Raw genomic sequence first — 14,493 nt, 5'->3', positions numbered from 1 at the left:
AGACCTTTGGCTAAGCAGGCTGCCTACCAACTCGGCAGCACCGCGCCCTTGAACTTGGTGAGGACGAACTCCTTCACCTCGGGCGTGTGATAGCTGTCGACCAGGATCTTGACCCAGGGCTTGTCCTTGTCGGCGCTGCGCACTGCGATCAGGTTGACGTAGGGACCCTTGGGGTCCTCGCGCAGAATCGGATCCTTGACCGGATCCAGGCCCGCCTGGGTTGCATAATTGGTGTTGATCGCGGCGGCGTCGACATCATTGAGCGCGCGCGGCGCCTGCGCCGCGTCGACCTCGATGAATTTCAGCTTCTTCGGATTCTCGGTGATATCGAGCACGGTCGGCTTGAAGCCGACACCGTCCTTCAGCTTGATCACGCCCTTGTCGCGCAACAGCAGCAGGACGCGGCCGCCATTGGTCGGATCGTTGGGGATCGAGACCTTGCCGCCGTCGGGAATGTCGGCGAAGGCCTTGTGCTTCTTGGAATAGACGCCGATCGGGAAGTTCACGGTGAGGCCAACCGCCTCGATCTTGTAGCCGCGATCGGCCTTCTGGTTGTCCAGGTAAGGCTGGTTCTGGAACGAATTGGCCTGGATCTCGCCGGCATCGAGCGCGGCGTTCGGCACCACGTAATCAGAGAACTCGATGAGCTGGATGTCGAGGCCCTGCTTGGCGGCGATCGGCTTCACGGCCTCCAGAATCTGCGCATGAGGACCCGGCGTCACGCCGATCTTGATGGTCTCGGCCGAGCTGGCTGCCGACCACGCGGCGAGCACGGTAGCGAGGATCAGGGTGGGGCGAAGCGACATCTTGGTCTCCATAACTCATCGATGGGAACCGTATTCGCTTCTCCGCCGGGCGAAATCAATGAAATGAATATCCATATTGACCGCCGTCCGCGGGCAACACTTCTCCGTTCGCCGGCAAATAGGAAATGAACCAAATTGGGGCTGGTGCAAGCCTTCCTAGGCGCGCGGCTCGGCACGCCAGGTCGACGGCGACAGCATGATCCACACGCAGATCGCAGCGTAGGCGACAAGCGATACCGTGACCATGATGGCAAGCCCTGCCATTCCCACCCCGAAGCTTGCCACCGCGATCCAGCCGCCGCCGGCCGCAATCAGGATGCGTACGACGGAGCCGGCGAGTGGACCGAGCGCCCGGCCGGTGCCCTGGACCGCGAACGTCACGACAAAGCCGAACCCCAGCGCGGCATAGGCGGGCGCGACGATGCGCAGGTAAGTCATGCCTTCGCCCACGACGCCGGCGTCATGGCTGAACAGATGCAACCAGGCGGTCGGAACAATCGCGACGATCAGGCCGATCGAGCCGGTCATGATCATGCCCGCGGCGCCGCTGACCCAGCCGATCCGCTGCGCTCGCGCAATCTGGCCCGCGCCCATGTTGACGCCGACCATGGTCAGCGTCGCGGTGCTGAGGCCGAACAGCAGCGGGATCATGATGTAGTCGAGCCGCGAGGCGATGCCGTAGCCGGCAAGCGCCGAGGTGCCGAACAGGCCGACCGCGCCGGTGACGAGGATGACGGTGAGGTTGGTCAGCACGGCATTGAGCGCGGTGGGGATGCCGACCTTGAGCATGTCGCCAAAGATCTTCGTGCGCAGCGGCACGACGTGCAGCCGCAGCCCGGAGGAGCCCGAGGACATGTAGCGCAGCAGGAACAGCATCGCCGCGCCGTAATAGAGACCAAAGGCAATGCCTGCGCCGCCGATGCCGAGGCTCGGGACCGGGCCGAAGCCGAAGATCAGCAGCGGCGAGACCGGAATGGTCACGATCGCGCCGATCAACGTCACCAGTGCAGGCACCTTGACGTTGCCGGAGCCGCGCAACGCGGCGGCCTGGAGGTTGACAATCCACACAGGAATCGCGCCGGCGAACAGATAGCTGGAATAGGTGACGGCCGCATCGAGCGCACCGTCGCGGCCGCCGAGCGTTCGGAACAGCGCCGGGCCGCCGAAGTGCACGCCAAGCGTGAACACCCCTCCCGCGATGATCGCAAGCACGACGGCGTGGAACAGCGCCGCATCGGCGTCGTCGCGACGGCCCGCGCCGACTGCGCGCGCCACCGACGAGGCGACGCCCGAGCCGAACCCGCCATTCGACATCATGGTCATCAGCATGAAGATCGGGAACACCAGCGCGGCACCTGCCAGCGCATCGGTGCCGAGATAACCGACATAATAGGCCTCGGCGATATTCACCGCGGTCTGCGCCACCAGCACGGTCACGGTCGGCGCTGCGAGCTTGAGCAGCGTCGGCAGGATCGGCGCGGTCAGAAGCGCGGCACGGCGCTGGTCGGCGGTCGTCGCCACGGTGCGAGGCGGTGCCGCGCTACGCGCCGGGGCCTCCAGGGCGGACAAGGGCTGCGCGGCGACGTCCTCGACTGACATGGCTGAGGTCCTGTTCTGTTCCGGGGCTGCCGCGGCAGCCATTGCATTATGCTCATAATGTATTATTATGATCGTAATGCAATAGAGAACAGCTCACGATCCCGTGGCCGTGTCTTTGGGCGGAGGTCGGGAGGGAGCTGAGGACCATGCGCTACGATAAGGGACACAAGGACGAAACCCGCCGGCACATCCTCGAGGTCGCCTCCGCAAAATTCCGCGAGAGCGGGATCGCCGCGGTCGGCCTTGCCGGCATCATGTCGGAGGCCGGCCTCACCAACGGCGCCTTCTACACCCACTTCGCCTCCAAGGAGGAGCTGGTGCGGGAGGTGCTGACCGATGCCCTCACCCGCCGCGAGGAGCGGCACAAGGCCAATCTCGAGAATGGCGTCGCGGTCGAAACCGTGATCCGCGACTATCTCTCGACACGTCACCGCGACCACGCCGGCACGGGCTGCCCGACCGCCGCGCTGGTTGCCGAAATCGCGCGGCACCCCAAGGCAACACGCGATGCCTTTACCGACAAGGTCTCCGACCTCGTCGGGCTGATGGCGAAGCAGATCAGGCAAGGCAGCCCGGATGAGCGGCGGCGCAAGGCGATCACCATCTACTCGACCATGGTCGGCGCGCTGCAATTGTCGCGCGCCGTCAACGACAGGCAGTTGTCGGACGAGATCCTGGAGAATGCGGTGGACGCCGCGCTGACAATCGCGAACGCGCGCTGACGCGCTCGCATGTCCACCGCCCTGTGTGGCTACACCGGGTCGAACGCCCGGATCGGCGGCAGGTTGCCGGTGAACTTCTCCACCTCCACCGTGGTGAGCTGGCCGGTGCAGCCTTGCGCAAAGGACGAGGTGCCGACGTCGCGGGTGAGCACGTTCGGATTGCCGTGCACACAGAGCGGCGCGTCGTCCTCAGGGTCCATCGGGTCGTACCAGGCACCGGTCGGCAATTGCACGACGCCGGGCGCGATGCCATCGGTGACATGCACCGCGGCGAGGCACGCGCCGCGGGCGTTGAACAGGCGGATGACGTCGCCGTCCTTGATGCCGCGCGCATCTGCATCCCGCGGATTCATCCGCGCAACCTCGCGGCCGCGATGCTTTGCGCCCAGCGAGTGTCCGCCGAAATCGAGTTGGCTGTGCAGCCGCGTCACCGGCTGGTTGGCGACGAGAAAGCACGGCGCGCCGGGCTTGGGCATATCGCTCTTCTCGAGCCAGACCGGATGGCCGGGACAATCCGCATCGCCATGGCCGGCGATCTTCGCCGAGTAGATCTCGATGCGTCCGCTCGGCGTCGGCAGCGGATGCGCGACCGGATCTTCGCGGAAGCTACGCAACCTTCCGCCGTCGTCGGGCTGCTGCGGCACGACCAGGCTGCCGCGCTTCCAGAATTCCTCGAAACTCGGGGCCTCCAGCCCGCGCTTGGCGAGCGAGGCGCGGGTCGGCTCGTAGAGATGCGCCAGCCATTGCTGCGAGCTGCGCCCTTCTGTGAAAGGCTCGCGGGCACCGAGGCGATCGGCGAGATCGGCAAAGATCTCGTAGTCGTCGCGTGCCAGCCCAAACGGCTCGGCGATCTGGTGCATCGCGACCATCAGCGGATCGTTGCTGGAATAGCCGATGTCCTCGCGCTCCAGCGTCATGGTCGAGGGCAGCACGATGTCGGCATGGCGCGCGGTCGCAGTCCAGGCGAGCTCGTGCACGACCAGCGTGTCGACTTTCGCAAAAGCCTTGCGCAGGCGGTTGATGTCCTGGTGATGATGGAACGGATTGCCGCCGGCCCAATAGACCAGGCGAATGTCCGGATAGGTGCGCGTCTCGCCATTGTAGCGATAGGTGCTTCCAGGGTTGAGCAGCATGTCGGCGATGCGTGCCACCGGAATGAAGTCGCGGATGCCGTTACGCCCCTGCCCTAGCGTCGGCCCCGGCACGTCGTTGACGCGGCGGCCGTAATAGCCGATTGCGCCCAGCGAATAGGCGTAGCCGCCGCCGGGAAGGCCGATCTGGCCGAGCGCTGCCGCAAGCACCATGCCCATCCAGACCGGCTGCTCGCCATGCTCGGCGCGCTGCAGCGAATGCGAGACCGTAATGAGTGCGCGCTTGCCGGCAAGGCGCCGCGCCAGGGTCCGGATCGCGCTCGCGTCGACGCCGCAGATCGCGGCAGCCCATTCGGCATGCTTGGGCTGTCCATCGCTCTCGCCCGTGAGATAGCGCAGGAACACCGGCCAGCCTTCCGTGTAGCGATCGAGGAAAGCCTGGTCATGCAAGCCTTCGCTGACCAGCGTGTGAACCATGCCGAGCATCAGTGCGGTGTCGGTGCCTGGCGTGCATGTCATCCACTCGGCACCGGCCTCGGCCGGCAAATCCTCGCGCAGCGGGCTCATCAGGATGAACTCGCAGCCGCGCTTGCGCGCTGCTTGCATCGCACCGCGTTCGACATGCTTGCTGATCGAGCCGCCGGCCACCATCGAGTTCTTTAGCGCCATGCCGCCGAATGCGAGCACAATCTCGGTCTTTTCGGCGACCTGCTCCCAGGTGACGTTGCGCTTGGTGATGTCCTCATAGCCCGCCAGGATCTGCGGCAGCAGCACGGAGGACGCGCCGGACGAATAGGAATTCACCGAGCGGACATAGCCGCCCATGGCGATGTTGAGGAAGCGATGCACCTGGCTCTGCGCGTGATGGAAGCGGCCCGCGCTCGCCCAGCCATAGGAGCCGCCGAACACGGCGCCGGGGCCGTGCGTGTCGCGGATGCGCGCGAGCTCGTCGCCGAGCAGGTCCAGCGCCTTCTCCCAACTGACGGAGACGAATTCGTCGCGGCCGCGCCTGTCATCGGGCCCGGGCCCACGCTCGAGCCAGCCCTTGCGGATGGCGGGCTGCCCAATACGGACCTGATGGCGCAGAGCGCCGGGGAAATTGTCGATGATGCCGCTCGGATCGGGGTCGCCGCCATAGGCTCTCACCTCCAGCCCGGCCGCGCCATTGCGTGCGGAAAACACGCCCCAATGCGAGGTGTGCGGCTTGAAGCCATCCGACAAATCGAGGCCGGGGTCGGGGAAGCCAATCGTATCGTCCATCGCGTGGCCCTCAATCGCTGGAAGCGCCGCGCAGGCCGCTCCGGTTGCATCGTTCGCCAATATAGTGAGGCCCGCGCGTACAGGGCAACGGAATACCGATGCGCGGAACCGCGCGCATGGCCGCCTCCCGCGGACCGCAGCCCTTTTGAAGCACGCGGCTCCCAACCGCGTCATTGCGAGCGCAGCGAAGCAATCCAGACTGTCGCCGCGGAGGGATTCTGGATTGCTTCGCTGCGCTCGCAATGACGGAGCAAGGCGCACCGGCATCGATCTTCTGGCTGCGTTCGAACTTGGAGATGCGTCTTCTCGTTCTCTGGATTGACACTACCCGCGGTCCTGGCTCGGCATTTCGTCGCACCGCTTTCCACCATTGTCGGCATTGCTGCCCACACCACGATGCAACATGATGGCTGCGCCGGTGACGACTGTTGTTGTGGCAGGTGGAGGTCATCCGATGGACGAAAACGACATCCGCGGGCTCATCGCGGAGGTGAGGCAGGGCACGCTGTCGCGGCGCTCCTTCATGCGGACGTTGGCCGCAGCGGGGATCACGGCGCCAATTGCGAGCCAGATCCTGCTCTGGAACGACGTGGCGATGGCTAATGCCACACTGGCCTACAAGCCGACGAAAGCCGGCGGCGGCGGTCCGCTCAGGATGCTGGTCTGGCAGGCGCCCACCTTGCTCAATCCGCATTTCGCGCTGGGCACCAAGGACCAGGTCGCCTCACGCATCTTCTTCGAGCCGCTCGCCGGTTGGGACAAGGAGGGCAATCTCATCCCCTGTCTCGCCGCCGAGATCCCGACCAAGGCGAATGGCGGGCTGTCGGCTGACGGCACCAGCGTGATCTGGAAGCTGAAGCAGGGCGTGAGATGGCATGACGGCAAGCCCTTCACCGCCGACGACGTCGTCTTCACCTGGACGTACGCCGCCGACCTGGCGACGGCCGCCTACACTACCGGCTCCTACAAGGACATCATTGTCGAGAAGATCGACGACCACACCGTCAAGGTGATCTTCAAGGCGCCAACCCCGTTCTGGGCCGATCCCTTCGTCGGCTCGGTGGGCCAGATCCTGCCGAAGCATCATTTCGGCGACTATGCCGGTGCGAAATCGCGCGACGCGCCGGGCAATCTGAAGCCGGTCGGCACCGGTCCCTACAAATTCGTCGAGTTCAAGCCCGGCGATCTGCTGCGGGCCGAACGCAATCCTGATTATCACGTCAAGAACCAACCCTATTTCGACACGTTCGACATCAAGGGCGGCGGCGACGCAGTCTCTGCCGCGCGCGCCGTGCTACAGACCGGCGAATACGATTATGCGTGGAATCTGCTGGTCGAGGACGAGATCCTCAAGCGCATGGAGACCGGCGGCAAAGGCAAAGTCGAGTACACGACCGCAGGCGGCATCGAGTTCGTCATCCTCAACACCACGGACCCTTGGACCGAGGTTGACGGCGAACGATCCAACGCCAGGACGAAGCACCCGACGCTGTCCGATCCGGCCGTGCGGCGGGCACTCAACCTGCTGATTGACCGCGAAGGAATCCAGAAGTTCATCTACGGCCGCGCCGCCGTCGCAACGGCGAGCTTCGTCAACCAGCCGCCGCAGTTCAAATCGAGCAAGCTGAAATACGAATTCAACATCGAGAAGGCGAACAAGATTCTCGACGAGGCCGGCTGGAAGGTTGGTGCCGACGGCATTCGTACGAGGGACGGCAAACAACTGAAATACGTGTTCCAGACCTCGATCAACGCGCCGCGCCAGAAGGCGCAAGCCATCATCAAGCAGGCCTGCCAGAAGGCCGGGATCGAGATCGAACTCAAATCGGTCACGGCGTCGGTGTTCTTCTCCTCGGATGTCGGCAATCCCGACACCTACTCGAAATTCTACTGCGACATGGAAATGTACAATGCGACGCAACCCCAGCCCGATCCGGAGCGGTTCCTGAACCAGTGCGTCTCCTGGGAGATCGCGAGCAAGGACAACAAATGGCTCGGCCGCAACGTTTCGCGCTGGTCCGACCCGGAGGCCGACAAGGCCTACAAGGCCGCCCAGAACGAGCTCGATCCCGTCAAGCGCGCCGCGCTGCTGATCAAGGTCGATGAGATCTTCTGCGAGGCCAACATCTTCCTGCCGCTGCTCTCACGCTACATCGTCGGCGGCGCCGTCGATGGCCTGATGACTGACATCTCGGGGTGGGACGTCACGACGTGGAATATTGCGAGCTGGTATCGGAACACATAGGTTTTGTAGAGCGTGACGAAACCCATCGAAACACGATGGATTTCGCAAGTACTCTGCCCTCGTGATCCGGACCTGACGTTTTTCAGCTGGTCCGAGAGCTCGGGCGGCACCAAACGTCCAACCAATTGAGCGAACTGAATTGTCGCTTCAGCCCAGCACCGACGCTCGTTCTCTCCTCTAGGTTGCGATGTCACCCGCAGGAGACCTCTGTTACATGCCGACGTGCTCGAATGGACTTTGCGAAGTCTCGTCGGCCGTCCGTTGACGAGATTGAGGCAAATGATACGATTTAACGGTGCCCGGCCTCGCCGATCGGACCGGGTACCGGAATGACGGCGTGAGGGGCCAGCCTTATCGTGCCAAGCGTTGCACGTGCGTCCTGCCCTTCATGCGTCCCGCACGCGGAAACTAAAGCAACGATAACGGCGCGCGTTGCCGCATCGGAGCGGTCTTGCGGAGGATGAGGTGGGGACCGGGCGAGCCTGTTACGGTTCGGACCTGAACCCGGCGACGGCACGGTCTACGGATATGAATCTCTCATCATTTATGGGCACCGGCTGGGCCCACGGTCCGCAGGTTCTCTGCGACGAAGACGGGATTCTGCTGTGCCGCACCTCCCGCGAACGCATTGACGGTGAACGGCAGGTCGTGCTGGCCGTCGTTCCGGCCGCGGAACATCCAAGCCCGCAAAGCCTCGACCGGCTGGCTCACGAATTTGCGCTGAGGGACGAACTGGATGGTGCCTGGGCGGCGAAGCCGCTCGAGCTGCTGCAGGATCACGGCCGCACCATTCTCATCCTCGAGGATCGCGGCGGCGAGCCGCTGACCTGGCTGACGGACGCGCCCATGGAGACGGGCAGCTTCCTGCGTCTCGCGATCCAGATCGCTGCCGCGCTGGGCAAGGTCCATCAACAGGGCCTGGTGCACAAGGATATCAAACCGGCAAATATCCTGGTGAGCCGCAACAATGGCGGCGTGCATCTCACCGGCTTCGGATTCGCAACACGCCGCCCCCGCGAACGGCTGTCCGCGGCAGCTCACGAGCAGATCGCCGGTACGCTCGCTTACATCTCTCCCGAGCAGACGGGACGCATGAACCGCTCGATCGACTCGCGGAGTGATCTCTACTCACTCGGCGTCACGCTCTACCAGATGGTCACCGGCTCGCTGCCATTCGCCGCTGATGATCCGATGGAATGGGTGCATTGTCACGTCGCAAGGGAGCCCGATGCGCCGGTCAAGCGATGCAGCAACGTGCCCGGCACGGTGTCCAGGCTGATCATGAAGCTGCTCTCCAAGATGGCGGAGGAGCGCTACCAGACCGCCGGCGGCGCCGAGCGGGATCTGCAACGCTGCCTCGCAGAATGGGAGCTTCGGCGTTCCATCGACGACTTCCCGCTGGGCCAGCACGACACGCCGGACCGACTTCTCGTACCCGAGAAGCTGTACGGAAGGACATCCGAGTGCGAGACGTTGTTCGCCTCGTTCGAACGCATCGCCAAGAGCGGCGCGCCGGAGCTTGCGCTGATCGCCGGATATTCCGGCATCGGCAAGTCATCCGTCGTCAACGAGCTGCACAAGGTGCTGGTGCCGTCGCACGGCCTGTTTGCGTCAGGCAAATTCGACCAGCACAAACGCGACATCCCCTACGCCACGCTCGCCAAGGCATTCCAGGGCCTCGTCCGTCCTCTTCTCGGCAAACGCGACGCCGAGCTGAGCGAGTGGCGCCAGGCCCTGCTCGGCGCGCTTGGTCCAAACGGACAGCTCGTCGTGGACCTCGTTCCGGAGCTGAAGGCCGTCATCGGCGAGCAGCCGCCTGTCACCGAGCTGCCGCTCCAGCACGCGCAAAGCCGCTTTCACCGCGTGATCGAACAATTCATCGGCGTGTTTGCGCGGGCCGAACATCCCCTGGTGTTGTTCCTCGATGATTTGCAATGGCTTGATATGGCGACGTTCGAGCTGCTCGAGGACATCCTGACGCGGTCAGAGCTGAAGCACCTGATGCTGATCGGTGCTTACCGGGACAACGAGGTGGATTCCGCTCATCCCGTCATGCGCATGCGCGAGGCCATCAAGGCGCGCGGGCGAGGGGTGGTGGAGATCAAGCTCGCGCCGCTCGGTCGCAGGCACCTCGGCCAGTTGCTGGCGGACACGCTCCGTTGCGAGCCGAGTGACGCTGCGCCGCTGATCCAGCTCGTGCACGAGAAGACCGCAGGCAATCCGTTCTTCGCCATCCAGTTCATCTTCTCGCTGGTCGACGAAGGCCTGCTTGCGTTCGACCATAATGCCGTGCGCTGGGCCTGGGACCTCGAGCGGATTCACGCCAAGCGGTACACCGACAACGTCATCGACCTCATGCTGGGGAAGCTAACCCGGCTGCCCCTGGCGACACGCACGGCTCTGCAGCAGATGGCCTGCCTCGGAAATGTCGCCGAGGTGGCAGTGCTTTCGATCGTGCTCGACGCCTCCGATGATCAGGTGAACGCCGATCTGTGGCCTGCCGTTCGCCAGGAATTCGTCGAGCCGCAAGCTGGCGCCTATCGCTTCGTCCACGACCGGTTTCAGGAGGCGGCCTATGCACTGATTCCGGAGCAAGGACGGGCCGCGGCGCATCTGCGCATCGGCCGCTTGTTCGCAGCGAGAGTCGCGCCTGAAACGATCGAGGATGACGTCTTCGAGATCGTCAGCCAACTCAACCGCGGCGCAGCCTTGATCACGGCACCGGAGGAGCGCGTCAGGCTGGCGGAGCTCAATCTGCTCGCCGGTCGCCGCGCCAAGGCCGCAACGGCCTTCGCCATGGCGCACGCTCACTTCGCGGCCGGCGAAGCCATGCTGCCCGGGGATCGCTGGGAGCAACATTACACGCTCAGCTTCGCGCTGGCGCTGCAGCGCGCCGAATGCGAATTCCTCGCAGGCGACCACGCGACGGCGAACACGCGCCTCGCCGAATTGGCGGAACGAGCGGCCACCCTGCCCGATCTCGCGGCGGTCACCCGGCTGCGGATGGAGCCAAGCGATCGCAACGTCGAGACCGCGCTCGACTATCTGCGGCGCGTCGGCATCGACTGGTCCGCGCATCCAACGCCGGATGAAGTCCAGCGAGAATATCAGCGGATGTGGCAGGCGATCGGCGACCGTCCGATCGAGGCCCTGCTCGATCTGCCGCAGATGACTGATCCGGTCGCGCGCGGAACGATGGATGTCCTTACGGTGCTGGTTTCGCCGGCCTGGTACATCGATGAGGGCTTGCGACGCCTGATCATCGGACGCATGGCCAATCTGAGCTTGCAATACGGCAACTCCGATGCCTCGTGCCTCGCCTACATCGTGCTCGCCACCGTGCTCGGTCCCGACTTTGGCGACTACGCTGCCGGCTATCGCTTTGCCCGGCTCGGCCTCGATCTGGTCGAGACGCACGGACTGGACCGGTTCAAGGCCCGCGTCTATCTCGGCTTCGGCAGCTGGACGCGAGATGTGAGGACAGGACGCCCGTGGCTGAAGCGCGCCTTCGACGCTGCGCAGCAAGTCGGCGACGTGAACTATGCGAGCTTCACCCGCCATCATCACCTGACGCACCTTCTCGCTTGCGGCGATCCGCTTGCCGAAGTGCAGCTGGAGGCCGAAGCGGGGTTCGATTACGCACGCCGGGCGCACGTCGATCTTGCAGCGGATCGAATTATTGGGCAGTTGCAGCTCATCCGGTCGCTGCGCGGCCTCACCGCGAAATTCGGCAGCTTCGATGACGCCGACTTCAACGAGGCGCAGTTTGAACGTCGTCTCGAGACCGAGCCATACCTGGAGCAGGCCGGATTCTGGTACTGGACCCGCAAGCTGCAGGCACGCGTGCTTGCCAACGATCCCACCGCCATCGCTGCCGCAGCAAAGGCCGACAAGCTCTTGTGGACCTCGAAAGCCCTGTTCGATCGGGTTGACTTTCGCTTCTACGCGGCCTTGGCCGAGGCCGCGTGTTGCGAGGTCGCCATCCCAGCCGAACGAGCCCGGCATCACGACGCTCTGACCCGCCACCACCGCGAGCTTCAGCAATTGGACGAGATCAGCCCGGAAGACTTCGCCGACCGGGCCGCTCTCATCTCGGCTGAAATCGCCCGCGTCGAAGGTCGCGAGGTCGATGCGATGCGATACTACGACCGGGCGATCGCCGAGGCGCATGCAAACGGCTTTCCTCACAATGAAGCCATCGCAAACGAGCTCGCCGGACGATTCTACACGACGCGCGGCTTCGACAAGATCGCCAATGCCTATCTGCGCGATGCCCACTACGGATTTATCCGCTGGGGAGCCGAGCCAAAGGTCAGGCAGCTCGAACACCTCTATCCGCGCCTCCACGTCGCCGAAGATACCAGCTCCGGCAGCCGGCCGACCATCCAGCAGATGGACGTTACCACCGTGGTGAAGGCGTCTCAGGCCGTCTCAAGTGAAATCGAGCTGCCGAAGCTGATCGAGACACTGATGAAGATCGTTCTGCAGAACGCTGGTGCAGACCGCGGCCTGCTGATCCTGTCGCGGCACGACGACTTCCGTATCGAGGCGGAGGGCCAATCCAGGGGCGACGCGTTCACCGTCGCGATGCGTCAAACCTCGCTCTCGACACCGGATTGTCCGGAGGCCCTGCTGCGCTACGTCATTCGCGCGCAAAAGCCCCTCATCGTCGACGACGCAACGCGGCCCGATCCGCTCTACGGTGACGACTATGTGCGTCGCCGACACCCGAGATCCATGCTCTGCCTGCCATTGCTGAAACAAGCCAAGCTGATCGGCTTGCTGTATCTGGAGAACACGTTGACGACGCACGCCTTCACGCCGGATCGGGTGGTGGTGCTGGACCTGTTGGCGGCACAGGCCGCGATCTCTCTGGAGAACACGCTGCTCTATCGCGATCTTCAGGAGCGAGAGGCGCGCATCCGCCGGCTCGTCGATTCCAATATTATCGGCATCCTGTTCTGGCAGGGCAGCGGCGACATCAGCTACGCCAACGACGCCTTCCTGAACATGACCGGATATTCCAGGCAGGACCTGGTCTCGAAGGCCATCCGCTGGAACGACATGACCCCGGCGGAATATCGCGACGAAGACACGCAGCGGGTCGAACAGCTCAGGACATCGGGGCAGACCGCCTCGCGGGAGAAGGAGTTCATCAGGAAAGACGGCAGCCGCGTTCCTGTCCTGATCGGGTCCGCCTCGCTGGCCGGGTCGTCCGATCAGTGCGTCTCGTTCGTGCTCGACCTCACCGCGCGAAAGCAGGCCGAGGAAAAATACCGCCTGCTCATGGAGCAGGCGCATGACGCAATCCTGGTGCTTGACCAAAGCGGCCTCGTGATCGAGGCAAACCGCACCGCCGGTGTGATGCTGGGACGGCCGCGGGAGCAGATCATCGGCCTGCCGTTCCGATCCATGCTCGTTGCTGCCGACCCAACCGAGGTCGCCAGATTGCTGGCGCCGGATTCGACGGGTCTGCTGCAGCTTCGCCTTGGTGGCGCCGACGACAAGGGCCTCGATGTCGAAATGTCTGCCGCTCACGTCTCGACGGGCGGCCAGGAGCTGATCATCGTGATCGGACGCGACATCAGCCAGCGGCTGCGCCTCGAGCAGCAGTTGCGCCAGGCGCAGAAGATGGACGCCGTCGGCCAGCTCACCGGGGGCGTCGCCCATGACTTCAACAACATCCTGACGGTGATCACCGGAACCATCCAGATCCTGATCGACGATCTTGCGGATCGGCCTGACCTCGTCGCCATTGCACATATGATCGACGATGCCGCCACGCGCGGCGCCGATCTGACGATGCAGCTCCTCGCCTTCGCGCGCAGGCAGCCGCTGCAACCCCGCAACGTCGACGTCAACAATCTCATTGTCGATACCGCAAAGCTGCTGCGGCCAACGCTGGGCGAGCACATCGAGGTCGGCTCCACGCTGCAGACCGATTGCTGGCATGCGCTGATCGACCCGGGCCAGCTCTCGACTGCCCTGATCAACCTCGCCGTCAATGCCCGCGACGCGATGGCGGGCGGAGGCAAGATCTCGTTCGGCACCGCGAATGTGAGCTTTGGCCCCGACAATCCAGGACCGGACAATGCGCTCGGCGACTTCGTCCTGGTGACGGTGAGCGACACCGGCTCGGGTATTCCGCTGACAATCCGCGACAAGATCTTCGAACCGTTCTTCACGACCAAGGAGCTTGGCAAGGGAACAGGCCTCGGCTTGAGCATGGTGTATGGCTTCATCAAGCAGTCCGGCGGACATATTCGAATCGACAGCGAAGAAGGATCGGGGACGACCTTCAGCCTGTACCTGCCGCGCTCGACCCAGGCCGCAGCCTCCACACGCGTAGTGACGAAGGGCGAGCTGCAACGCGGCAGGGAAACCATCCTCCTGGTCGAGGACGACGAACTGGTCCGCAACTATGTCGAAGCGCAGCTGAAGAGCTTCGGCTATCGCACGATCGCGGCCCCCAATGGTCCGGAGGCCCTCGCTCTCGTCGACCTGGGCACGGCGTTCGATCTGCTCTTTACCGATGTCGTCATGCCCGGCGGCATGAACGGCCGCCAACTTGCCGATGCCGTGCTCCAGCGGCGTCCCGGCGTGCCCGTGCTCTATATGTCGGGCTATCCGGAAGCCGCCATGATGCACGACGGTCGGCTCGACCCTGATATCACCCTGCTGAGCAAGCCGTACCGGCCGGCGGATCTGGCACATGCCATTCGCCGGGTCCTGGAGTCGCGCGGACGTCCAGTCGCCGCGCAATAGGCAGT

6 protein-coding genes are annotated in these 14,493 nt (G+C 64.2%); 3 read left to right on the top strand and 3 right to left on the bottom strand.

What is annotated here, in order from left to right:
* Positions 1–23: 23 nt before the first annotated feature.
* Together ACNJX9_RS10100 and ACNJX9_RS10095 are read right to left on the bottom strand one after the other, a co-directional pair.
* Entirely contained in the window at positions 24–818 is a 795-nt protein-coding gene (locus ACNJX9_RS10100; protein ID WP_439408645.1) for a MetQ/NlpA family ABC transporter substrate-binding protein, read from the bottom strand.
* A 144-nt stretch (positions 819–962) separates the two neighbouring features.
* The gene (locus ACNJX9_RS10095) at positions 963–2,405 is read right to left on the bottom strand and encodes an MATE family efflux transporter (protein WP_439408644.1); all 1,443 of its coding nucleotides are present in this window, start codon (positions 2,403–2,405) and stop codon (positions 963–965) included.
* A 146-nt stretch (positions 2,406–2,551) separates the two neighbouring features.
* On the opposite strand from ACNJX9_RS10095, the gene ACNJX9_RS10090 reads away from it, so the two are divergent.
* A complete protein-coding gene (locus ACNJX9_RS10090; RefSeq protein ID WP_439408643.1) occupies positions 2,552–3,127 on the top strand; it encodes a TetR/AcrR family transcriptional regulator in 576 nt (191 codons plus the stop codon).
* Positions 3,128–3,156: 29 nt separating this feature from the next.
* Here the strand turns inward: ACNJX9_RS10090 and ACNJX9_RS10085 are convergent, their stop codons facing one another.
* The gene (locus ACNJX9_RS10085; protein WP_439408642.1) at positions 3,157–5,478 is read right to left on the bottom strand and encodes a molybdopterin guanine dinucleotide-containing S/N-oxide reductase; all 2,322 of its coding nucleotides are present in this window, start codon (positions 5,476–5,478) and stop codon (positions 3,157–3,159) included.
* Between the two features lie 454 nt (positions 5,479–5,932).
* On the opposite strand from ACNJX9_RS10085, the gene ACNJX9_RS10080 reads away from it, so the two are divergent.
* Both ACNJX9_RS10080 and ACNJX9_RS10075 read left to right on the top strand, forming a co-directional pair.
* Positions 5,933–7,723: a peptide ABC transporter substrate-binding protein gene (locus ACNJX9_RS10080; RefSeq protein WP_439408641.1), complete on the top strand. Its 1,791-nt coding sequence runs from the start codon at positions 5,933–5,935 to the stop codon at positions 7,721–7,723.
* 528 nt (positions 7,724–8,251) lie between these two features.
* Positions 8,252–14,488 (top strand): AAA family ATPase, encoded by a 6,237-nt coding sequence (locus tag ACNJX9_RS10075; RefSeq protein WP_439408640.1) that lies wholly within the window; start codon positions 8,252–8,254, stop codon positions 14,486–14,488.
* Positions 14,489–14,493: the final 5 nt, after the last annotated feature.

The organism is Bradyrhizobium sp. BLXBL-03 (genome assembly GCF_051853015.1).
In the GTDB taxonomy this organism is placed as follows: Bacteria; Pseudomonadota; Alphaproteobacteria; order Rhizobiales; family Xanthobacteraceae; genus Bradyrhizobium; species Bradyrhizobium manausense.
Note: the sequence above shows the minus strand (reverse complement) of the source record. Positions and strands in the feature narration are given on the sequence as shown.